At 67.8% G+C, this 21,770-nt stretch carries 23 protein-coding genes and 1 pseudogene; 15 read left to right on the top strand and 9 right to left on the bottom strand.

The genetic code is table 11. The features are described from left to right. Positions 1-23 precede the first annotated feature (23 nt). Both AU192_RS15035 and AU192_RS15030 read left to right on the top strand, forming a co-directional pair. Positions 24-1,586: a phytoene desaturase family protein gene (locus AU192_RS15035; RefSeq protein ID WP_064397521.1), complete on the top strand. Its 1,563-nt coding sequence runs from the start codon at positions 24-26 to the stop codon at positions 1,584-1,586. Positions 1,587-1,625: 39 nt separating this feature from the next. Continuing rightward, positions 1,626-2,612: an NAD-dependent epimerase/dehydratase family protein gene (locus AU192_RS15030; protein WP_064397519.1), complete on the top strand. Its 987-nt coding sequence runs from the start codon at positions 1,626-1,628 to the stop codon at positions 2,610-2,612. A 1-nt stretch (position 2,613) separates the two neighbouring features. Here the strand turns inward: AU192_RS15030 and AU192_RS15025 are convergent, their stop codons facing one another. After that, a complete protein-coding gene (locus AU192_RS15025; RefSeq protein ID WP_064397517.1) occupies positions 2,614-2,802 on the bottom strand; it encodes a hypothetical protein in 189 nt (62 codons plus the stop codon). A gap of 248 nt (positions 2,803-3,050) precedes the next feature. Further along, complete coding sequence (locus AU192_RS15020; RefSeq protein WP_064397515.1) at positions 3,051-3,494, bottom strand: nuclear transport factor 2 family protein; 444 nt, start codon at positions 3,492-3,494, stop codon at positions 3,051-3,053. Between the two features lie 32 nt (positions 3,495-3,526). Between AU192_RS15020 and AU192_RS15015 the strand changes: the two genes are divergently transcribed. The 4 genes from AU192_RS15015 to AU192_RS15000 are packed head-to-tail and all read left to right on the top strand — an operon-like array spanning position 3,527 to position 6,038. Beyond that, positions 3,527-3,967: an SRPBCC family protein gene (locus AU192_RS15015; RefSeq protein ID WP_064397513.1), complete on the top strand. Its 441-nt coding sequence runs from the start codon at positions 3,527-3,529 to the stop codon at positions 3,965-3,967. 38 nt (positions 3,968-4,005) lie between these two features. Further along, positions 4,006-4,449, top strand: coding sequence for an SRPBCC family protein (locus AU192_RS15010; RefSeq protein WP_064397511.1), 444 nt, complete (start codon positions 4,006-4,008; stop codon positions 4,447-4,449). Positions 4,450-4,459: 10 nt separating this feature from the next. Continuing rightward, on the top strand, positions 4,460-5,539 hold the full coding sequence (locus tag AU192_RS15005; protein WP_082695024.1) for a CaiB/BaiF CoA transferase family protein: 1,080 nt from the start codon (positions 4,460-4,462) through the stop codon (positions 5,537-5,539). 58 nt (positions 5,540-5,597) lie between these two features. Then, positions 5,598-6,038: an SRPBCC family protein gene (locus AU192_RS15000; protein ID WP_064397507.1), complete on the top strand. Its 441-nt coding sequence runs from the start codon at positions 5,598-5,600 to the stop codon at positions 6,036-6,038. On the opposite strand, the gene AU192_RS14995 is transcribed toward AU192_RS15000, so the two are convergent. Beyond that, positions 6,031-7,227, bottom strand: a complete 1,197-nt coding sequence (locus tag AU192_RS14995; protein ID WP_064397505.1) for a pyridoxal phosphate-dependent aminotransferase — start codon at positions 7,225-7,227, stop codon at positions 6,031-6,033. The two genes, AU192_RS15000 and AU192_RS14995, sit on opposite strands and share 8 nt — an antisense overlap. 196 nt (positions 7,228-7,423) lie before the next feature. Between AU192_RS14995 and AU192_RS14990 the strand changes: the two genes are divergently transcribed. The 3 genes from AU192_RS14990 (at position 7,424) to AU192_RS14980 (ending at position 12,391) form a co-directional block, all read left to right on the top strand. Beyond that, positions 7,424-8,635 carry an acetyl-CoA C-acetyltransferase gene (locus AU192_RS14990; RefSeq protein ID WP_064397504.1) on the top strand — a complete coding sequence of 404 codons (1,212 nt, stop codon included), beginning with the start codon at positions 7,424-7,426 and terminating at the stop codon, positions 8,633-8,635. A 28-nt stretch (positions 8,636-8,663) separates the two neighbouring features. Beyond that, complete coding sequence (locus tag AU192_RS14985) at positions 8,664-10,808, top strand: 3-hydroxyacyl-CoA dehydrogenase NAD-binding domain-containing protein (RefSeq protein ID WP_064397501.1); 2,145 nt, start codon at positions 8,664-8,666, stop codon at positions 10,806-10,808. Between the two features lie 101 nt (positions 10,809-10,909). After that, positions 10,910-12,391, top strand: coding sequence for a class I adenylate-forming enzyme family protein (locus AU192_RS14980; RefSeq protein ID WP_082695025.1), 1,482 nt, complete (start codon positions 10,910-10,912; stop codon positions 12,389-12,391). Here AU192_RS14980 and AU192_RS14975 read toward each other — a convergent pair. Beyond that, positions 12,388-12,813 carry a pyridoxamine 5'-phosphate oxidase family protein gene (locus tag AU192_RS14975; protein ID WP_064397498.1) on the bottom strand — a complete coding sequence of 142 codons (426 nt, stop codon included), beginning with the start codon at positions 12,811-12,813 and terminating at the stop codon, positions 12,388-12,390. The two genes, AU192_RS14980 and AU192_RS14975, sit on opposite strands and share 4 nt — an antisense overlap. A 45-nt stretch (positions 12,814-12,858) precedes the next feature. Continuing rightward, positions 12,859-13,068: a hypothetical protein gene (locus AU192_RS14970; protein WP_064417948.1), complete on the bottom strand. Its 210-nt coding sequence runs from the start codon at positions 13,066-13,068 to the stop codon at positions 12,859-12,861. 313 nt (positions 13,069-13,381) lie between these two features. Between AU192_RS14970 and AU192_RS14965 the strand changes: the two genes are divergently transcribed. After that, positions 13,382-14,374 (top strand): LLM class F420-dependent oxidoreductase, encoded by a 993-nt coding sequence (locus AU192_RS14965; RefSeq protein WP_064397493.1) that lies wholly within the window; start codon positions 13,382-13,384, stop codon positions 14,372-14,374. A gap of 18 nt (positions 14,375-14,392) precedes the next feature. Here AU192_RS14965 and AU192_RS14960 read toward each other — a convergent pair whose 3' ends face one another. Then, positions 14,393-14,989 carry a hypothetical protein gene (locus AU192_RS14960; RefSeq protein ID WP_064397491.1) on the bottom strand — a complete coding sequence of 199 codons (597 nt, stop codon included), beginning with the start codon at positions 14,987-14,989 and terminating at the stop codon, positions 14,393-14,395. Positions 14,990-15,131: 142 nt separating this feature from the next. Here AU192_RS14960 and AU192_RS14955 point away from each other — a divergent pair, with 142 nt between their 5' ends. Beyond that, entirely contained in the window at positions 15,132-15,476 is a 345-nt protein-coding gene (locus AU192_RS14955) for a cupin domain-containing protein (protein ID WP_064397489.1), read from the top strand. On the opposite strand, the gene AU192_RS14950 is transcribed toward AU192_RS14955, so the two are convergent. Both AU192_RS14950 and AU192_RS14945 read right to left on the bottom strand, forming a co-directional pair. Continuing rightward, on the bottom strand, positions 15,473-17,122 hold the full coding sequence (locus AU192_RS14950; RefSeq protein WP_064397487.1) for a DNA repair helicase XPB: 1,650 nt from the start codon (positions 17,120-17,122) through the stop codon (positions 15,473-15,475). The genes AU192_RS14955 and AU192_RS14950 overlap by 4 nt on opposite strands. A 99-nt stretch (positions 17,123-17,221) precedes the next feature. Next, the gene (locus tag AU192_RS14945; RefSeq protein ID WP_064397485.1) at positions 17,222-19,480 is read right to left on the bottom strand and encodes a helicase-associated domain-containing protein; all 2,259 of its coding nucleotides are present in this window, start codon (positions 19,478-19,480) and stop codon (positions 17,222-17,224) included. A gap of 65 nt (positions 19,481-19,545) precedes the next feature. Between AU192_RS14945 and AU192_RS14940 the strand changes: the two genes are divergently transcribed. From AU192_RS14940 to AU192_RS14925, 4 genes are read left to right on the top strand one after another with little or no spacing between them, the layout of a single operon-like run. After that, a complete protein-coding gene (locus AU192_RS14940; protein WP_120275660.1) occupies positions 19,546-19,737 on the top strand; it encodes a hypothetical protein in 192 nt (63 codons plus the stop codon). Further along, on the top strand, positions 19,738-20,220 hold the full coding sequence (gene moaC / locus AU192_RS14935) for a cyclic pyranopterin monophosphate synthase MoaC (RefSeq protein WP_082695023.1): 483 nt from the start codon (positions 19,738-19,740) through the stop codon (positions 20,218-20,220). After that, positions 20,217-20,696, top strand: a complete 480-nt coding sequence (locus AU192_RS14930) for a MogA/MoaB family molybdenum cofactor biosynthesis protein (protein ID WP_064397482.1) — start codon at positions 20,217-20,219, stop codon at positions 20,694-20,696. The genes moaC and AU192_RS14930 overlap by 4 nt, the downstream gene beginning before the upstream one ends. Further along, positions 20,693-21,121: a molybdenum cofactor biosynthesis protein MoaE gene (locus AU192_RS14925; RefSeq protein WP_064397480.1), complete on the top strand. Its 429-nt coding sequence runs from the start codon at positions 20,693-20,695 to the stop codon at positions 21,119-21,121. The genes AU192_RS14930 and AU192_RS14925 overlap by 4 nt, the downstream gene beginning before the upstream one ends. Positions 21,122-21,207: 86 nt before the next feature. On the opposite strand, the pseudogene AU192_RS25720 reads toward AU192_RS14925, so the two are convergent. Next, positions 21,208-21,770, bottom strand: a pseudogene (locus AU192_RS25720) (transglycosylase family protein); the annotation flags it as partial.

Raw genomic sequence — 21,770 nt, 5'->3', positions numbered from 1 at the left:
GGGACAGCTGTCAGCCTCAGCCCATGAGCGACTTCGACGCCATCGTCATCGGTGCGGGACACAACGGATTGACCGCGGCCACCGTGCTTCAGAAGGCCGGTATGCGCACGCTCTGCCTGGACGCGAAGCTCTACGCCGGAGGCATGGCGTCCACGGTCGAGTTGTTCGACGGCTTCAAGTTCGAAATCGCGGGCTCGGTCCAGATCCCGACCTCGGCGGTGGTCAGCCGAGAACTCGGACTCGATGCGCTGCCCACAGTCGACCTCGACGTGATGTCGGTGTCGCTGCGAGGCGTGGGCGATGAACCGTTGGTCTACTACACCGACCCGGTGAAGCTTCTGACACACATCAACGAGGTGCACGGCGCAGAGGCCGTCAACGGCATGGCCGGGTTGATGGCGTGGTGTCAGGCGCCCACTCGGGCGTTGGGCCGGTTCGACGCGGGCCAGCCCCCGAAGTCACTGGACGAGATGTATGCCTGCGCGACAAACGAATTCGAGCGATCGACGATCACCGACCTGCTGTTCGGTTCGGTCACCGACGTACTCGACCGCTACCTGCCGGACAAGGAGAAGAACGGTGCGTTGCGCGGCATGCTGTCGCTGCTGGCATGCAACACCACCTACCGGGGGCCGGCCACACCGGGCACGGCTGCCGCACTCGCCTACGGCTTCGCCGTGCCCGACGAGAACGCGTTGTTGGTCAAGAAGCTGCGAGGCGGCATCGGAGCCCTCACGTCGCATCTGTGCGAGGTGTTCACTGCCAACGGCGGAGAACTCCGGTTGCGAAGCAAAGTCGCGGAGGTCACCGTCGCCGACGGCAAGGTCACCGGGGTGCGGCTCGAGGACGGCACATCGCTGTCGGCCCCGATCGTCATCTCCGGCGTCGCGCCCGATTTGACGGTCAACGGCCTCGTCGACCCCAACGCGGTCCCCACAGATGTGCGGGACCGCTTCTCACGGCTGGACCACCGGGGCAGCTATCTGCAGATGCACTTCGCGCTCGACGGCATTCCGGAGTTCGCGCCGCCCTACGAGCTGCTGAACGACCCCGCCATGCAGTCCAACATCGGAATCTTCAGCACCCCTGAGGAACTCCAACAACAGTGGGAGGACGCCAGGCGAGGCGTCGTGCCCGCGGACCCGGCGATCGCGTTGCAGATCCCGTCGGTGAACGACCCTGGGCTGGCGCCGCCGGGCAAGCATGCGGCCTCCGCGTTCTCGCTGTGGTTCCCCATCCAAGAGGGCGAACACGGCTACGGCGAGATGAAGGTCGAAATGGGCCGGCGGGTGATCGACAAGATCACTCGGCTGGCGCCGAACTTCGAGAGCCTCATCATCCGGCACACGACGTTCACGCCCAAACACATGGGCACCATGTTCGGCGCTCCGGGTGGGGACTACTGCCACGGGCTGATCCACCCCGACCAGATGGGGCCGAATCGGCCGGGCCCCAAAGGCTATGTCGATCAACCGATTCCGATCGATGGGCTGTACCTCGGCAGCGCCGGTTGCCACGGCGGCCCGGGCATCACGTTCGTCCCCGGCTACAACGCGGCCAAGCAGGCGCTGGCCGATGTGCGCTGAGCCCGTTTCTCACCGGTCCGCACCGGGAATGCGGCCTGCATGGGAATCACGGTGGCCGTCACGGGGCCCACGGGGGAAATCGGCAAGTCGGCAGTAGAAGCGCTCGAACGTGTCGCGGACGTCGACGAGATCATCGGAATGGCTCGTCGCCCCTTCGACCCGGCCGAGCACGGTTGGTCGAAGACGACCTATCTCCAGGGCGACATCCTCGACCGCGAGGCCGTCGACGCGCTCGTCGGACGCGCCGACGTCGTGGTCCATCTCGCGTTCATCATCATGGGCTCGCGGGAGGAGAGCGCCCGCATCAACCTGGCCGGCACCCGCAACGTGTTCGAGGCGACGGTCGCCGCGGCCCGCCCGCGGCGGCTGGTGTACACGTCGTCGGTCGCCGCTTACGGCTATCACAGCGACAACCCGGTACCGCTCACCGAAGACGTGCCGCCGCGGGGGTCACCCGAGCACTACTACTCCGAGCAGAAGGCCGAGTGCGAAGCGGCGCTCGCCGACATCGTCGGCGGGACATCGCTGGAGGTGTACGTGCTGCGGCCCTGCATCGTCGCCGGTCCCAAGGCGCCGGCACTGGCCGAGGCCATGCCGTGGACGCATCTGCCCCGCCCAGTCAAGCGCATGTCCGACGCGCTTCCACTGCTCAAGGTGCCGGTGCCCGATCCCGGCATACCGTTGCAGTTGGTGCATCACGACGATGTCGCGGCCGCCATCGCCGCCGCGGCCACCACCACGTCGGCGCCTCCGGGCGCTTACAACATCGCGGGCGACGGGCTGATCACGGTGTCCGACGTCGCTCGCGAACTGGGTGCCCGACCGATACCGGTGCCCAAGGTCACGGTGACCGCGGCGGCCGGTGTCGTCGCCCGGCTGCCGTTCGTGCCGTCGGCGCTGGAGTGGTTGCACATCGGCCGCACATCGGTGGTCATGGATACGAGCAAGGCGAAGGCTCAGCTCGGTTGGGAGCCGAAATACACCTCCGCGCAGACGCTCACGGAGTTGGCCGACGCGCTGCGCTGAGTCACTGCGTGTGGTCGCCGGTGTCGGCCGGGCCGGTCGGTGTCGCACCACCTTCGTCCGACCAGTCGACGCCTTCCTCGTCAGTGGCGTCGGTGCCCCGTGCCGGGTCGCTCTGCACGTCGTCGTCGGCGTTTGAGGGCCCGGCGTCGGTCTCGACGGTGCCGGGATTGTCCTTCTTGTCATCGCTCACCGGCGCTATATACCCGCCGAGCCGGTGTTTCAGTCCCTGCTTGCGCGCGGCGAGTCCCGTCGATTTCTGCGGCAGGGTCGTGATCGGCGAACTTTTACAGCCCTGTTGCAGATTTCGCGTGCTAAGGCGGTGCCGCCGGGTTGAAATTCTTAGGCACGTCGATTTCTGCGGCAGGGTCGTGATCGGCGAACTTTTACAGCCCTGTTGCAGATTTCGCGCCCCGACGGTGGGGCGGTGGTGCCGCCGGGCTAGCGCGCCATCGTGGAATTCGGTGCGCTCCAGTCGGTGGAGACGAATCGGTGGCGGATCAACCAGTCGTCGCCGACCGGAGCGAACACATCGCGGTAGCGCCCATAGTGGTCGAGGCCGATCTCGGTGAACACCGTGAAATAACAGGAGACCCGCGCCTCTTCGCGCGTCGCTTCGGTGAAGCGGATGTTTGTCACGTTGTGGCGCACGATGCGCTTGACGTCCGACTTGGATGCCGCCGCGTTCGGCGCCGCGACGGCACCGCCCAGATAGTCCACGATCGCGTTACGGCCCCGCGCAGGCTCGGTGCCCCGCACCTCGAGGACACCGTCATCGCAGAAGGCGGCGGCAAGTTCGGGCAGACGCAGTGCGTCGCCCGACCAGTTGTACCGGGCCAGGGTGTCCCTGATGCGTTCCCGTGCGCAAAGCTCCCAAAGTTCCATGCGGTCAACCGTAACGGGGCTAATCTCGCGCCATGGCTACCAGCGATTCCCGTGAGGTCGTGATCGACGCGAGCCCGGCCGAAATTCTCGACGTCATCGCCGACGTCGAGTCCGCGCCGGACTGGTCTCCCCAGCACCAGGGCGCCGAGGTTCTCGACAGGGACGCCGACGGGCGGCCCGGCCGCGTACGGCTGAAGTTGAAGACCATGGGCATCTCCGACGAGCAGGTCGTGCAGTACACGTGGGGTGAGAACACGGCGGGCTGGACACTGCTGGAATCCAGCCAGCTGAAAACGCAAAGCGCGACGTACACGCTCACACCCGACGGCGACAAGACGAAGGTCCGCTTCGAAATCACCGTCGACCCCGCGGTGCCGATTCCCGGGTTCGTTCTGAAGCGTGCGATGAAGGGCGGTCTGGAGGCTGCGACCGACGGTCTGCGCAAGCAGGTCCTCAAGCTCAAGCGGAGCTGACCGGTTTCGACGCCGGCCGGGTTGGCAATGAAACCGGCATGGCTGTCACCGAAACTCGCGAGGTCGTCATCGACGCGACACCGCAGGAGATCCTCGACGTTCTGACCGACCTCGAGTCGCTGACCGAGTGGTCCTCAGCGCATCAGAAGGTCGAGATCCTCGAACGCGACGACGAGGGCCGCCCCCGCAAGTCACGTCAGGTCGTCAAGATCGTCGGCGTCTCCGATGAGCAGGTGCTCAACTACACCGTCCACGACGACGGCGTCAGCTGGAGTCTGGAGAGTTCCAAACAGCAACGCGCGCAGCAAGGTCGGTACACGCTCACCCCCGACGGCGATACGACGAAGGTTCACTTCGAGCTCATGGTCGACCCGCTGGTGCCGCTGCCCGGCTTCCTGATCAAGAAGGGCGCCAGAGGATTGATGGAGACGGCCACCGACGGGCTGCGCAAACGAGTACGTCAGGTCAAGAGTCGCGGATAGTCTGCCCCGTGTGGCGACGGCGGGACCCCTTGCGGGAGTGAAGGTCATCGAACTGGGCGGCATCGGCCCCGGACCCCACGCCGGAATGGTGCTCGCCGATCTCGGCGCCGACGTGGTGCGCGTGCGCCGACCCGGCGGGCTGCAGATGCCGCCGGAGAACGTCGACCTGTTGCACCGCGGCAAGCGTGTCGTCGACCTGGATGTGAAGGCGGACCCGGCCACGCTGCTGAAGCTCGTCGCCAAGGCCGACGTCCTCATCGATGCGTTTCGCCCCGGGACATGTGAGCGGCTCGGCATCGGACCCCACGACTGCGCAGGGGTCAACCCTCGGCTGATCTTCGCCAGGATCACGGGTTGGGGTCAGCACGGACCGCTGGCCCAGACCGCGGGTCACGACATCAATTACCTGTCGCAGAGCGGTGCGCTGTCGGCGATCGGATACCGCGACCGGCCGCCGGTCGTGCCGCTGAACCTGGTCGCCGACTTCGGCGGCGGCTCCATGCTCGCGCTGGTGGGCATCGTGGCCGCGCTGTACGAACGGGAGCACTCCGGTGTGGGTCAGGTGGTCGACGCGGCGATGGTCGACGGCGTGGCCGTGCTGACGCAGGTCGCGTGGACGATGAAGTCGACCGGCGCGCTGCACGACGAACGTGAGTCGTTCCTGCTCGATGGCAGCGCCCCGTTCTACCGCACCTACGAGACCGCCGACGGTAAGCACATGGCAGTCGGCGCGATCGAACCGCAGTTCTACGCGCAACTGTTGACCGGGCTCGGGCTCGGCGCCGACGAGCTCCCACCGCAAATGGACCGCGAGTCGTTTCCAGAAATGCACAGGCTGTTCGCTGAGCGCTTTGCGCGCAAGACCCGCGACGAATGGACGGCGATCTTTTCGGGCACCGACGCGTGCGTCACGCCGGTGCTGACGTGGACCGAGGCAGCGCGCAGCGACCATTTGCGTGCGCGGTCAACGTTGGTGCAGGCCAACGGGGTAGACCAGGCCGCGCCGGCGCCTCGGTTTTCGCGAACCCCGGCCGGTCCTGTCGGGGCACCTCCGCAGGACGCCACTGACCTAATTGATATTGACTGGTAATACTAATTTGCTGGTAAAGCCTATGCGCTAGGCAGTGGAGTTAGCTACGATTTGCCGCATGGCTGTGCAGGCATCGAGGGAAGTGGTCTTCGAGGCGCCCAAAGACGCGATCATGGACGCACTCGCCGATATCGATGCCGTGCCCACGTGGTCGCCCGTCCACAAGCACGCCGAGGTGCTCGACCGTCATCCCGACGGCCGCCCGCATCACGTCAAGGCGACGTTCAAAATCATGGGCGTCACCGACAAGGAGTTCCTCGAGTACCACTGGGGTGAGGACTGGGTGGTCTGGGACGCCAAGGCGACGATGCAGCAACGCGGGCAGCACGGGGAGTACAACCTCACACCCATCGGCGAGGACCGCACCCGGGTTCGCTTCGACATCATCATCGACCTGGCGGCGCCGATTCCGGAGTTCCTGCTTCGCCGCGCCAAAAAGATGGTGCTCGACGTCGCGACCGAGAATCTGCGGCGTCGGGTGATGGCCGCAGTTACGTAGTTTCTCGGCCGTCCGTTCGCAGCACCTCGAGCCGACGGATCGCCTCGTCGAGGGTCTCGTCGCGTTTGCAGAAGGCGAAGCGCACCAGGTGGTTCCATGCACCGGCGTGCTCGGCGCCCGGGTCGCAGAACGCCGACATCGGAATCGCCGCCACACCCGCACGATGGGGCAGGTCGGCGCAGAACGCGGCGCTGTCGCTGAATCCGAGCGGACGCGGGTCGGCGCACAGGAAGTAGGTGCCGAAGCTCTCGTGCACCTCGAAGCCGAGGTCGGACAGCGCCCCACCCAATCGGTCCCGTTTGCGCTGCAAGGACTCCCGCAGCGAATCGACCCACGCGTCCTCGTTGTTCAGGGCGTGTGCCACCGCGGGCTGGAACGGTGCGCCGCCGACGTAGGACAGATACTGCTTGGCTGCGCGCACACCGGCGATGAGATCGGCTGGGCCGCATGCCCATCCGATCTTCCAGCCGGTGACGTTGAACATTTTGGCCGCGCTCGAGATCGTGATCGTGCGCTCGGCCATGCCGGGGTGGTTGGCCAGCGGCAGATGCTGTCGGCCGGGGAAGTCGGAGTACACCAGGTGCTCGTAGACCTCGTCGGTGATCACGAGCAGGTCGGCCTCGACGGCCAGTTCGGCCAGCGCGCGCAGTTCGTTGTCGCCGGCCACCATTCCGGTGGGGTTGTGCGGCGAGTTGACGATCAGCGCTTTGGTGTTGGATGTGACGGCTTTTCGCAGCCCGTCGACATCGATGCGGAAGCCGTGGCCGTCCTGAACCATCGGCACGGCCCGTCGTTGGCAGCCCGCCATCGCGATGACGGGGGAGTAGGAGTCGTAGAACGGCTCGATCAGCAGCACCTCGGAACCAGGTTCGACGAGCCCGAGGACCGCGGCCGCGATTGCCTCGGTGGCGCCGACGGTCACCAGGACCTCGGTGTCGGGGTCGTATTCGGTTCCGTACGCGCGCTTGCGCTGGGCGGCGATCGCTTCACGCAACGGTGCGATACCGAGGCCGGGCGGATACTGGTTGGTGCCGTCGGCGATCGCGCGCTGGGCGATCTCGAGCATCGCTGGCGGGCCGTCCTCGTCGGGAAAGCCCTGCCCGAGGTTGACCGCGCCGATGCGCGCAGCGAGCGCCGACATCTCGGCGAAGATCGTCACCGCGTACGGTTGGAGGCGTTCGACGGTCACGGTTGTCGAGCGTAATGCCGGCGCGAACGTGGGTTACCGACACACAATTTTCGAGATCGGTGTGCGGGTAACCCACGTTCGGCGGATCCAGGTTGCCCAACCAACAGGTTGGCCGAGGCTGTTAGGCTGCGGGACAGAGGACTACCGTCCGGATGGACAGGCATCCCGCAACCCAATCTGAACAGGAAATATCTTCATGTCTGAAGAAGCCTTCATCTACGAGGCCATTCGTACGCCTCGCGGCAAGAACAAGAACGGCGCGCTCAACGAGGTCAAGCCCGTCAACCTGGTCGTCGGCCTGATCGAGGAGATCCGCAGCCGCCACCCCGACCTCGACGAGACGCTGATCAGCGACGTCATCCTCGGTTGTGTGTCCCCCGTCGGCGACCAGGGCGGCGACATCGCCCGGACCGCGGCGCTGGTGGCCAAGCTGCCCGAGACCACCGGCGGGTTCCAGCTCAACCGGTTCTGCGCCTCGGGTCTCGAGGCCGTCAACACCGCCGCCCAGAAGGTGCGGTCCGGCTGGGACGACCTGGTGCTCGCCGGCGGTGTCGAGTCGATGAGCCGTGTGCCGATGGGCTCCGACGGCGGCGCATGGGCTTCGGATCCGGAGACGAACTACCGCATCGGCTTCGTCCCGCAGGGCATCGGCGCCGACCTGATCGCGACGATCGAAGGCTTCTCCCGCGAGGACGTCGACCGCTACGCGCTGCGCAGCCAGGAGAAAGCCGCCGCGGCCTGGTCGGGCGGCTACTTCGCCAAGTCCGTCGTGCCGGTGCGCGACCAGAACGGCCTCGTGATTCTCGATCACGATGAGCACATGCGCCCCGACACCACGCTGGAGGGCCTCGGTCAACTCAAGACCGCGTTCGACGGCGTCGGCGCGATGGGCGGGTTCGACGACGTGGCGCTGCAGAAGTATCACTTCGTCGAGAAGATCAACCACGTCCACACCGGCGGCAACAGCTCCGGCATCGTCGACGGCGCCGCGCTGGTGCTCGTCGGCAGTGAAAAAGCGGGCCAGTCGCAGGGCCTGACCCCGCGGGCGCGCATCGTGGCCACCGCCACCAGTGGCGCCGATCCGGTCATCATGCTCACCGGTCCGACGCCGGCCACCCGCAAGGTGCTCGACCGCGCCGGTCTCACGGTCGACGACATCGACCTGTTCGAGCTGAACGAGGCGTTCGCCTCGGTGGTGCTGAAGTTCCAGAAGGACCTCGACATCCCCGACGAGAAGCTCAACGTCAACGGTGGCGCCATCGCGATGGGCCACCCGCTGGGCGCCACGGGCGCCATGATCACCGGAACCATGGTCGACGAGCTCGAGCGTCGCAACGCGCGGCGTGCCCTGATCACGCTGTGCATCGGCGGCGGCATGGGCGTGGCCACCATCATCGAGCGCGTCTAGCACGAGTCTGAGGGTTTAAGGAAACAACATGGCAGAGAACACCATTCAGTGGGACCAGGATGCCGACGGCATCGTCACCCTGACGCTCGATGATCCGACCGGTTCGGCCAACGTGATGAACGAGCACTACACCGAGTCCATGCACAATGCGGTCGAACGCCTTGTCGCCGAGAAGGATTCGATAACCGGCGTCGTCATCACCAGCGCGAAGAAGACCTTCTTCGCCGGTGGTGACCTCAAGGGAATGATCAACCTCGGCCCCGATGACGCCGCGGAGGCGTTCGCCACCCCGGAGGCGATCAAAGCCGACCTGCGCAAGCTCGAGACGCTGGGCAAGCCGGTCGTTGCCGCCATCAACGGCGCGGCGCTCGGTGGCGGCCTGGAGATCGCGCTGGCCTGCCACCACCGGATCATCGCCGATGTGAAGGGCGCCGTCGTCGGCTTCCCCGAGGTGACGCTGGGTCTGCTGCCCGGCGGCGGCGGTGTCGCCCGCAGCGTGCGGATGTTCGGCATCCAGAAGGCCTTCATGGAGGTGCTGAGCCAGGGCACCCGGTTCAAGCCGGGTAAGGCCAAGGAGGTCGGCCTAGTCGACGAGGTGCTGCCGACGGTGGAGGAGTTGGTGCCCGCAGCCAAGGCGTGGATCAAAGCCAACCCCGACGCGCACACCCAGCCCTGGGATGCCAAGGGGTACAAGATGCCCGGCGGCACGCCGACATCGCCTGGCTTGGCCAGCATCCTGCCCTCGTTCCCTGCGCTGCTGAAAAAGCAGCTCAAGGGTGCGCCGATGCCGGCGCCGCGGGCGATCCTCAACGCGGCCGTCGAGGGTGCGCAGGTCGACTTCGACACCGCCAGCCGCATCGAGAGCCGCTACTTCACCCAGCTGGTCACCGGCCAGACGGCCAAGAACATGATCCAGGCGTTCTTCTTCGACCTGCAGGCCATCAACGGCGGCGCGTCGCGGCCCGACGGTATCGAGCCCGTCAAGATCAACAAGATCGGCGTGCTGGGCGCGGGCATGATGGGCGCCGGCATCGCCTACGTATCGGCCAAGGCCGGGTTCGACGTGGTGCTCAAGGACGTCAGCCTCGAAGCCGCCCAGAAGGGCAAGGGCTATTCGGAGAAGCTCGAGGCCAAGGCGCTCGAGCGGGGCAAGACCACCCAGGAGCGCTCCGACGCGCTGCTGGCCCGCATCACGCCGACGGGCGATCCCGCGGACCTGAAGGGTGTCGACTTCGTCGTCGAGGCGGTGTTCGAGGATCAGGACCTCAAGCACAAGGTGTTCCAGGAGATCGAGGACATCGTCGAGCCCAACGCGCTGCTGGGATCGAACACCTCGACGCTGCCGATCACCGGTTTGGCGACCGGCGTGAAGCGCCAAGAGGACTTCATCGGCATCCACTTCTTCTCGCCGGTCGACAAGATGCCACTGGTGGAGATCATCAAGGGCGAGAAGACCTCTGACGAGGCGTTGGCCCGGGTGTTCGACTACACGCTGGCCATCGGCAAGACCCCGATCGTGGTGAACGACAGTCGCGGCTTCTTCACCAGCCGCGTCATCGGCACCTTCGTCAACGAGGCGCTGGCGATGCTCGGTGAGGGCATTGCGGCGGCGAGCATCGAGCAGGCCGGCTCGCAGGCGGGCTACCCGGCGCCGCCGCTGCAGCTGTCCGACGAGCTCAACCTCGAGCTGATGCACAAGATCGCCGTCGCCACCCGCAAGGGTGTCGAGAGCACGGGCGGCACGTACGAGCCGCACCCGGCCGAGGCGGTCGTCGAGAAGATGATCGAGATCGGACGGCCGTCGCGGCTGAAGGGCGCGGGCTTCTACGAGTACGCCGACGGCAAACGCGTCGGGCTGTGGCCAGGGCTGGCCGACACGTTCAACTCGGACAGCACCTCGATCCCGTTGCAGGACATGATCGATCGCATGCTCTTTGCCGAGGCGCTGGAAACCCAGAAGTGCCTCGACGAGGGCGTGCTCACCTCGACCGCCGACGCAAACATCGGCTCGATCATGGGTATCGGCTTCCCGCCCTACACCGGTGGTTCGGCGCAGTTCATCGTCGGCTACCAGGGGCCGGGTGGCGTCGGCAAGGAGGCCTTCGTGGCCCGCGCCAAGGAACTCGCGGCCAAGTACGGCGAGCGGTTCAACCCGCCGGCGTCGCTGACCTGACGCCCAACTCCATCGGGCCGAGCGCTCACCGTTGTACGGATTTCGTTCAACGGTGAGCGCTCGCCGCTTTGACGGGTCGGGTGATTCGCTACATTGACGCCGTGCCGGAAAGCTTCACCGACGAGTTCGCGGCCGGGTTGGCCCGCTACGGCGGTAATCCCTGTATCGAGTTCGAGGGGCGCTGGTACAGCGGCGACGAGGTGACGGCATACCGCCATGCCATCGCGCAGGCGCTGCGGGCTGCGGGTGTGCCCGACGATGCCCCGGTCGGTTTGGTGGTCAGGAACCGGTTGCCGCATGCCGCGGTGATCATCGGCTTCCTCGCCGAGGGCCGCACGGTGTCGATGATCTACTCGTTCCAGTCGCCCGAGGCGATCGGCCGCGACATCGAGGCGCTCGCACTCTCGGCCGTCGTCGCCGACGGTGAGGACTGGACCCCGCCGGTCATCGACGCGGCTCGGCGGGCAGGCAGCGCGGGCGTGGAGATATCGGCGCGCCAACCGGTCGTCGCTGCGGTGCCCGGGCTGGAGCGGCGAGATCCCCAGCGCGCCCATGCTGAGCCCGAACCCGGTGTCGCACTGCAGATTCTGACGAGCGGCACGACGGGACCGCCGAAGCGGCAGTCGATCAGGACCCCGGTGCTCGAGCGTACGGTGTTCAGCGTTACCAGCGGCGAGACCGCACCGGCCGACGCCCCGCCGGAGCTCGCCTACTGGCAGTTCGCCGGAATCGGTGTCTGCCAACTGATCGCCGGTGTGTACAACGGCCGGCGGATCGCGATGCTCGAGCGATTCACCGTCGAGGACTACGTGGATCTCGTCAAGCGGCACCGCATCACCCGTTCGGGCGTGCAGCCCGCCGTCATCCGGATGCTGCTGGACGCCGACGTCGCGAAGGAAGATCTGGCGTCGCTGGACTTCCTGATCAGCGCGTCCGGCCCGCTGGACCCAGAGATCCGCGACGAGTTCGAGGCGAAATACGGCATTCCAATCGTGCTGGCCTACGGCGCAACGGAATTCGCGGGGTCACTGTGCGCATGGACTCCGGAGATGCAACGCGACTTCGGTTCGGCCAAGCGCAATAGCGTCGGCAGGGCCCTGCCCGACGTCGAGTTGCGCATCGTCGACCCGGACACCGGAGGCGAGCTTGCGGCAGGCGAGCAAGGCCTGCTGGAGGCCAAGGTCGCACCGATCGGGCCGGACTGGATCCGCACCACCGACATTGCCTCGATGGACGACGACGGGTTCGTCACGCTGCATGGAAGGGCCGACGGGGCGATCAACCGCGGTGGCTTCAAGGTTCTGCCGGAAACCGTTCGGCGCGTGCTGATCTCACATCCCGCCGTCCGCGACGCCTGCGTGGTCGGCGTGCGCGACGCCCGCTTGGGCGAGGTGCCGGTCGCGGCCGTCGAGGTGTCGCCGGGAATGCCGGTGCCCTCTGACGACGAACTTGCCGACCTGGTGCGGCGCTCGCTGCCCGTGTACAACGTGCCGGTGGCGTTCACGGTCGTCGACGAACTACCGCGCAACCCGGCGCTGAAGGTGAGCCTGCCCGCCGTCGCCGCGCTGTTCGAGCCGCGCTAGAACGCCCCGAGGTCAGCCGACAACCAGTGTTGCGGCTTCATGAAGACCACCACGCTGGCGCCGTGCTCGCGGCGGGCGTATTCGAGGTACGCATCGACCTTTTCGGGCGGCAGATAGCGTTTGGTGACCTCGACGAGTCGCTCGTCGGTGCCGGGCTCGATGCGGCTGACCGGGCCGTCGACCGCCACGTACCGGACCGTCGGCTCGAGGCGCTGGACCATCAGCGTGAACTCGCCCTGGCTCTCGATGAGTCGGTGCTTGCGTGAGCCGTCCCCGGTGAGCACCCACGGTTCACCACCGGGCGCGTACTGGTACCAGACGGGAACGGTCAGCGGGCCACGCTTGTCACCCGCACCGACCGACAACGCGGCGACGTGGGGCTCAGCCAAGAATCGTTCGCGTTCGTCCTTCGACAGGGCCATGACGTCAGGCTAACGCCGGCCACCGACGAAATTCGGAATCGCGGCTCAGGCCCCGACTCTGGAGAAGAACGCCATTGTGACGATGCCGATGGCGATCGCGACTGGAGTCTGTCCCATCGCCGCCGTGCTGACGATTCCCGCCACCGCAGCGATCGCGATGACCGCCAGCAGCAGGACAGTGAACCACCGAACATGCACCGCGCCGCCGGGACGCACGGGATGCGCCTTGAACCCGTCAATCGGGTCACGACCCACGACCGCCTCCTCATTCCTGTGTCTCACATCACACGACCAGCTCCGTGTGAGCCACACCATACAACAGAAAGCGCCGGTCAGCGAAGCGAGTCGAACTTCTCGAGTGCCTCTGTCGACGCCGGCGCACCGCGCGTTCTCCGGCACGAGAGGCTAACGCCCAGTACGGGACTCATGGTGAGCGGAGCTAACTGATACCTTTCGCGCCGCGGCGGCAATGCGGTAACGACGTCGCGTCTGGGGTCCGCACGCCACGAATCGACGCGCTCTGCGACCTGCTGACCCCGGCGGCCCGGTAGGCCTAGAGTCGGGTTCCATGCGCTTCGGACTGTTCATCCCGCAGGGCTGGCGACTCGACTTGATCGACATTCCTCCCGCCGAGCAGTGGGCGGTGATGCGCGACCTCGCCGCGTATGCCGACGGCAGCGACGCGTGGGACTCGCTGTGGGTCTACGACCACTTCCACACCGTGCCGGTGCCCACCACGGAGGCCACCCACGAGGCGTGGACCTTGATGGCCGCCTACGCCGCGACGACGGCGCGCATCAAGCTTGGCCAGATGTGCACGGCGATGAGCTACCGCAACCCGGTCTATCTGGCCAAGGTCGCCGCCACCGCCGACATCATTTCCGGCGGTCGCATCCAGATGGGCATCGGTGGCGGCTGGTACGAACACGAATGGCGTGCCTACGGTTACGGATTCCCGTCGGCCGGGGCGCGACTGGGGCGCCTCGACGAGGGTGTGCAGATCATGCGCGACGCATGGCGCGACGGGAAGGTGAGTTTCGACGGCAAGCACTATCAGGTCACCGGGGCGATTGTGCAGCCGAAACCTCTGCAGGAGAACGGGATTCCACTATGGATCGCCGGCGGAGGCGAGAAGGTGACGCTGAAGATCGCGGCGAAATACGCGCAGTACACCAACTTCACCTGCGAGCCGGGAGGATTCACCCACAAGTCACAGCTACTGGCCGACCACTGCCGCGACGTCGGCACCGACTACGACGCGATCGTGCGCTCGGCCAACTTCAACGCGGTGATCGGCGAATCGGAGTCCGACGTCAAGGAACGCGTGGCGCGGCTGCGCGCACGACAGGTCGCCAAGGCCGACGAGGCGGCGGTCGACGCGATGCTGAACTCCGTGTCCGCTCCCGAAGCAGCAAGTGGCACACCCGAACAAGTCGTCGAGAAGCTGGACAAGATGCGGCAGCTGGGCTGCGAGTACGCCATCCTCTACTTCCCGGAAGCCGCGTACGACCGCTCGGGTATCGAGATGTTCGAGCAGCAGGTCATTCCCGCCCTCAGCTAGGGCGCGGCGAACACCTGATCACGGCGTCGGTGGAATCGGGCCCTCCGGGGGAATCGCCGGACCCGGCGGGGGAGCGTCGTAATACCCGGGCGGCGGGGGGCCGTCCAGCGGGTAGTACCCGGGCGGCAGCGGTGGACCGCCTTCGGCAGGCTTTGCCACCGGCGGGCCGTTGGACTCGGGGGCGTTCAACGAGGTGTATCCCGGCGGTAGCTGCGGCGCGGGTCCCGCGCCGGGCGGTGGCGGCGCCCCGACCGGTGCCTGGCCGGGCGGCAGTGCGGCGAACCCGTACGGGTCCTGGGCCTGGCGCCACGCATCGCGGAGGAAGCCCAGCGGACCCGGACTCGAACCCTGCCCGTACTGAGGGTTCGCAATCTCGGGCACCGGTGGCGCGCCGACGGGTGGAGGCGCGGGCGGCGGGTCGCCCGGGGCCGAAGGGGCAGCGTAGGGCTGGCCCGGCGCCGGCGGCGTGCCGGGAGTTCCGGGGGCGGGGAGGGGCGGGACCTCGGGATCCGCCGTCGCGAACCCTGCCGACGTCAGCGCACCCAGACCGATGGCGACGCCGACGAGTCCGACTTTGACCGCCTGAGCGGACGTGGCGCTACGGCGACTGGTCATGGGTAAGCAGGCTAGCGCCTCACCGCCTCGGACGCTCATTTACGACGGTCTCGATGCGGCCGCTTGCGGTGGATGGACCGTCACTAAGATTGGCATCTCTGCTTAATTTCCAAATCGACCAGCCCTCGACAGGAAGCCCGCGATGAACAAGACCTCGCTGACCGCGCTCGCACGTGAGCAACTCGAGACGGCCCGCGCCGCAAGTAGCGGTCGCAGCGCGCACACGGTCTACGGCGGCCACGAGCATTCCCTGCGTCAGACGCTGATCGCCCTGACCGGCGGCTCGGAACTGACCGAGCACGAGACGAACGGGGAGGCCACCCTGCAGGTCCTGCACGGCCGCGTACGGCTGACCCATGCGTCCGCCAACTGGGAGGGGTCCGAAGGCGACCACATCGTGGTGCCCAAGGACCGGCACGGACTGCAGGCGCTCGAGGACTCCGCGATCTTGCTGACGGTGTCGAACCCGGTGGGCCCGCACGTCTAGATCGCGGGTCCCAACAGGTCGTCGGCGTCCTTGATGACGTAGCCGTAGCCCTGCTCGGCGAGGAACCTTTGACGGTGCGCGGCGTATTCGGCGTCGAGGCTGTCGCGCGAGACGACGGAGTAGAAGATCGCGCCTCCGCCGTCGGCCTTGGGCCGCAGCAGCCGCCCCAGGCGTTGCGCCTCTTCCTGACGGGATCCGAAGGTGCCCGAAACCTGCACGGCGACACTGGCTTCCGGCAGGTCGATGGAGAAGTTGGCGACCTTCGACACGACCAGCGTTGAGATCTCACCGCGCCGGAACTGATCGAAAAGCACTTCGCGCTCCGCGGTCTTCGTTGAACCCTGGATGACCGGCGCGTCGAGCTCTCGGCCGAGTTCCTCGAGCTGGTCGAGGTAGGCGCCGATCACCAACGTCTGCTCGCCCTTGTGCTTGTCGAGGATCGACTTGACCACCGCGATCTTGGTGTGCGCCGTCGAGCACAGCTTGTACCGCTCGTCGGGTTCGGCGGTCGCGTACAGCATGCGCTCGTTGTCGGTCATCGTCACTCGCACCTCGATGCATTCGGCGGGCGCGATCCATCCCTGGGCCTCGATGTCCTTCCACGGCGCGTCGTAGCGCTTCGGTCCGATCAACGAGAACACGTCACCCTCGCGGCCGTCTTCACGAATCAGTGTGGCGGTCAGGCCGAGTCGACGACGCGACTGCAGATCGGCCGTCATCCGGAACACCGGTGCGGGCAACAGATGCACCTCGTCGTAGATGATCAGCCCCCAGTCGCGGCTGTCGAACAACTCGAGGTGCCGGTACTCGCCCTTGGTGCGCCGAGTGATCACCTGGTAGGTGGCGATGGTCACCGGCCGGATCTCCTTGCGTTCCCCGGAGTATTCGCCGATTTCGTTCTCCGTGAGCGAGGTCCTGTTGATCAGCTCGCGTTTCCACTGCCGTCCGGCGACGGTGTTGGTCACCAGGATCAGCGTGGTCGCCGAGGCCTTCGCCATCGCGGCCGCCCCGACGAGGGTCTTGCCCGCGCCGCAGGGCAGCACGACGACCCCGGATCCGCCCTCCCAGAACGAGTCGGTGGCCATCTGCTGGTAGTCGCGGAGGTGCCAGCCGCTCTCCGCCAGGCTGATCGGGTGCTTCTCGCCGTCGACGTAACCCGCGAGATCCTCTGCGGGCCAGCCGATTTTGAGCAGCATCTGCTTGACTCGGCCGCGCTCGCTGTTGTGCACCAGGACGGTGTCGTCGTCGATGCGCGCGCCAAGCATCGGCGCGATCTTCTTGTTGCGCAGCACCTCCTCGAGCACGGCGCGGTCCAGGCTCACCAGCATCAGGCCGTGAGCCGGATGCTTGACCAGTTGCAGCCGCCCGTAGCGAGCCATGGTGTCGACGATGTCGACCAGCAGGGGCTGGGGCACCGCGTAGCGGGAGAACGACACCAGCGCGTCGACGACCTGTTCGGCGTCGTGCCCCGCGGCGCGCGCGTTCCACAGCGCCAGCGGGGTGATCCGGTAGGTGTGGATGTGCTCGGGGGCGCGCTCGAGTTCGGCGAACGGGGCGATCGCGGCACGCGCCGCGCCCGCTTGTTCATGGTCGACCTCGAGCAGCACCGTCTTGTCGGACTGCACGATCAGGGGGCCGTCGGTCATCCCATCCATTATCCAGACCGCTCGGACGTCCCCACCCGCGAGAGACCGTGTCTGACCGCCGCCACGCCATCTGAGCTGGGCATTGCGCGGTCGCTCGCGCTACTGCTCGTCGGCGGCGACCACCGAGGTGATGCGGTGGATGGCGAAATCGCGCACCCGCCCCGACGCGGGGTCGTACGCCGTCAGCTGCCCGCCCCGCACATTGATCGGTGCGACGACACGTTGGGTGGCCACCCCCGCGGGATCGACGTACCCGATCACGACCGAGGCCTGCATGTGCGCGGCCTCCTGCAACTGGTTGATCGCCACCGCCGGGTCCAACCGCATACCGCCGGTCGGGGCCGACGCCACCTTGCGCAGCACGGCGACGATCGCACCGAGCGTCTGGCTGGTGGGCGTCGGGGCGAGTCGGTACGTGCGCCGTCGTCCCGGCGGAGCGGGCACCCGCGCGCCTCGGGCGCGGATGTCGACGATCGCTCCGGTCGAGTCTTCGGCCGCCGGCGCGAAGCCGGCCTGGCGCAGCGCCGCGAGCACGTCGGCGATCGGCGCCTGCGACACCGCGACCGTCGGCGCGAGCAGGCGCATCTCCAGCGCCTCGGTCGCCGGTGCGCCCACCGCTTGTGCGAGCAGCGCTGCGTCCTCGCACCGCACGAACGACGCCGCCATGCCGACACGCAACTGGCCGTGCCGACGGGCCACATCGTCGATGAGATACGTCAAACCCTGCGGCACAGGAGTTTTCGAGTGGCGACCGAAGAAGGCGTGCAGTTCGCCCGCGGTGCGTCCGGTGTCGAGCGCGCGGCGGATCGACGGCTCACTGATCCGGTACACCATCGCCGCGCCCGCCGACTCCACGCTCGCCACCGCGGCAAGTTGTTCGGCCAGCTCTCGCTGCAGCGGGCCGGGGACGACGACCGTGAGGTCGGCCTGCAGCAGGAAATGGTCGATCGGTGCGGGCAGCACCTTGTCCATCGCGTTGACGACGTCGTCGGCAGGAGCGTCGGTGAGCAATGTCCGAGCGGGGGTGGCGAGTGCACCGCGCCCTACAAGTCCGAGCGCGTGCGCCTCGGTCAGCAGGTCGGCGACCGGCCCAGGTTGCAACCGGACCCCCCAGCGCGGCCTGCGCCAGATCATTGCCCGCGACGCCTCATCTGCGTCGACGCCCGCGCCGGCCGGCAGGCTCGCGAGCACCTCGAGGAGCAGTCGCCTGTCCAGCGGTGCAGCAGTGGAGAACAGCGAATCCGACAGTGCCGCATAGGGTTTACCGTCAGGACCGCGGCTGCCGATCAAGCTCGGCCGGCCTGGAAGCTCCAGCCAGGTCGTCGCCAGCAGGTGCCATTTGACCGCGGTCGGGGATTCGACGAACCGGTCGGATGAGACCGTCGGCGCCCAGTACGGCCCGTCACCGGCCTCGGGTTCGGGTTCTGGCATGCCCGCCGAGATGAGGCCAGCACCCGCGGTCACTTCGAGGATCAGCCCCAGGCGGCGTTCGTCGATGCCGGTGGCCTTGGTGAGCCGTTTGACGTCGCGCACACCGAGCCCACCGCTGCGCAACTCCGGAACCGGTGTGGCGCCGAGGGTTTCGAGCACCACCTCCACCTCGCGGAGAAGGTCGAGTGCGGCGCCCGCGGCCACCGCGTCGGCGTCGGCCGCTGTCGTCGTCGCCACCACCGGGTCGGGTTCGGTCAGCTGCAGGGGTCCCGGCAGTTCACCGCGCAGCACTTGGCCCACGAGTCGCGGCAGGATCACGGTTTCCGCGTCGACCTGGCGCAGCAGACCGGCGGCCAGCAGCCGCTGCACCGGGCGATCCGACGGGGTGCCGGGTGCGGCGTCGCGAGTGCGGCCCACCGGCGAACCCTCGAGCAACTTCTGCAGCAACTCGGACTGTGCCTCGTCGAGCGTTTCCAGACGGGCGGCGATGTCCTGTGGGCTCGCGGCGGTGTCTTCGACCGTGGCCTGACCGGGGTACCACGGCAAGCCCGCGACGGCTTCTGCCGCCACCCGGACCGCCGCGTCACCCCACACCAGCCCGCGGTCGCGCAGATCGTCCACGGCCGCGGCGACGGCTGCTTCGGGTGCCCGGTCGCCGATGAGCTCCAGCAGTTTGGTGAGCGGGACGGCGGTCGTGTCGGCGTGCAGCACAAGCAGGGCGTCGAGCACGGCGAGCCGCAGGAAGTCGAGGTCGTCGGTGGCGGCCTTGACCGACTGGCGGGCCTGAGCGCGGGCCGCCAGCGCAGCGATCGACCCCGGCGGCGGTTGGGTCAGGTCGGGCCGCAGCTCCAGCAGCCGGACGAGCCGGTCGTCGGGGAGATCGGCCAACCAGGCACCCAGAGGGAGGCCTGATGCGTTCTCGGTCATTGCTGACCAGCGTAAAGGAGTGTGGCGGTGTCGCCACCGGCGAAGGCATTTGCCACAATGTGGGCGTGGCAGACAACAAGGGGAAGAAACGGTACGTCGATCCGGGCTGGCCCGAGATCGACGGTGACGACGACCACGCGGTGAGCGAACTGGCCGCCGACCGTACCGGCGCGCTGTCGCCTTTCGGCGACATCACGTTCCCGCTGCCTGCGGACGACCTGCCGTATGTGCACGCGGTGACGGTCGTCAACAAGTAGGTGTCCGAGCCGGCCCGCCTCTCACACGTCGACGAGACCGGCGCGGCGCACATGGTCGACGTCACGGCAAAGGACATCACCAAGCGCACCGCCGTCGCGGCCGGAACCCTCCGCACGACGCCCGACGTCGTCGCGATGATCGCATTGGGCGGCCTGCCCAAAGGCGACGCGCTGGCCACCGCCCGCGTCGCAGGCATCCTGGCCGCCAAGCGCACCAGCGACCTCATCCCGCTGTGCCATCAGTTGGCGCTGACGGGGGTCGACGTCGACTTCGAGAGCGACGACGCCGAAGGGCGGGTGGACGTCACCGCCACCGTGCGCAGCACGGAACGCACCGGCGTCGAGATGGAGGCGCTGACTGCGGTGAGCGTGGCCGCGCTGACGCTCTACGACATGATCAAGGCCGTCGACCCCGCCGCCCGCATCGACGACATCCGGGTGCTGCGCAAAGAGGGCGGCAAGACCGGAACCTGGACCCGATGACGCGGTCGGGTCGGGTTGTCGTCGCCTCCACGCGTGCCGCCGCCGGCGTCTACGAGGACCGCAGCGGGCCGATCGTCGTGGACTGGCTCGCCGGCCGTGACATCGACACCCCGGGTCCCGTGGTGGTGCCCGACGGCGACGCGGTGGCCGACGCCATCTCCGCCGCGGTCGCCGACGGCGTCGATGTGGTGATCACCTCCGGCGGGACGGGCATCTCGCCGACGGACCGCACCGCCGAGGCCACCGCCGCGCTGGTCGACTATCAGATTCCCGGCCTTGCCGACGCGATCCGTCGGGCCGGCGAGGACAAGGTGCCGACGTCGGTGCTGTCGCGCGGGGTATCTGGGGTCAAGGACCGCACGCTGATCGTGAACCTGCCCGGATCGCCCGGCGGCGTCAGAGACGGACTGGGCGTGCTCGACCGCGTTCTCGAGCATGCGCTCGATCAGATCCGCGGAAAGGATCACTCGCGATGACGGCGGTGGTGCTGCGTGCCGACCTCTGCGAGGAGACGATCGCGTCAGCCGACCATGAAGCCCTGGTCGCCAATGCCTCGGCTGGTGCGGTGGTGAGCTTCTCCGGTGTCGTACGCGATCACGACGGCGGGCGTTCGGTGCTGCGACTCGAGTATTCGGCGCATCCGTCGGCGCCGCAGACGCTTGCCGAGGTGGCCGCCGAGATCGCCGCGGATGCCGACGGCGTCCGGGCAATCGCGGTCAGCCACCGCATCGGGGCCCTCGAGATCGGCGATGCCGCGCTGGTTGCCGCCGTCGCGGCCGATCACCGCGCGGCCGCGTTCCAGACGTGCGCGCGGTTGGTCGACGTCGTCAAGGAGCGACTCCCGGTCTGGAAGCACCAGTTCTTCGCTGACGGCTCCGACGAATGGGTGAACTCCGCGTAGCGGTTCCTCACGCCGAGTGTGGGGTTATGGCACGGCGCAGCGCGGCAAGCGTGCGTCAACTCCACACTCGAGCGCGCGGGGTGTGATCAGGCAGGCGGCAGCGGTGCGCTCGGGACCGGCGCAGCCGGCAGGTTCGGCGCCTGGCCGCCCGGTGCGTCCGGCGTGGTGAGCGGCCGCTGGGTCAACGCGAGCAGCGCATCCTTGCCGGTGATGTCCTGCGTCTGAATCGCGTGCCAGATCTCCTTCAAGTAGGAGACGTTCGGGCTGTCGGCCCCGGCCTGGGCGCGGTCAACGGTCGTCCCGGCGGGCAGATTGTCGGGGCTCGCGATATGCGGAACACCGGCGTCGGCCGCGACCGGCTCGACGGCAGGCGCGGGCGCAGGGGGCACCTGCGGAGCGGGCTGGAGCGCCGCGTCGACGGGCAGCGACCACAGTTCCGGCTGCTGACCCGGGACCGGCACGTCGGGTGCGACGTCCCAGTTGGCGACGGTCTGCGCATCGACCGGAGGCGCCTCGGGCACCGGCGGGGCCAGCGGGTCGAACGGCGCCGGCGGTGCCTCCGGAACGGGGGCGGCCAACGCGTCGAACTCGGGCGCGGGGGGCGCTTCGGGTGCGGGTGCCGGAGCGGGCGGGGCTTCCGGAACTGGGG

Origin of the sequence: Mycobacterium lehmannii (genome assembly GCF_001499925.1) — a bacterium.
Lineage (GTDB): Bacteria > Actinomycetota > Actinomycetes > Mycobacteriales > Mycobacteriaceae > Mycobacterium > Mycobacterium lehmannii.
Note: the sequence above shows the minus strand (reverse complement) of the source record. Positions and strands in the feature narration are given on the sequence as shown.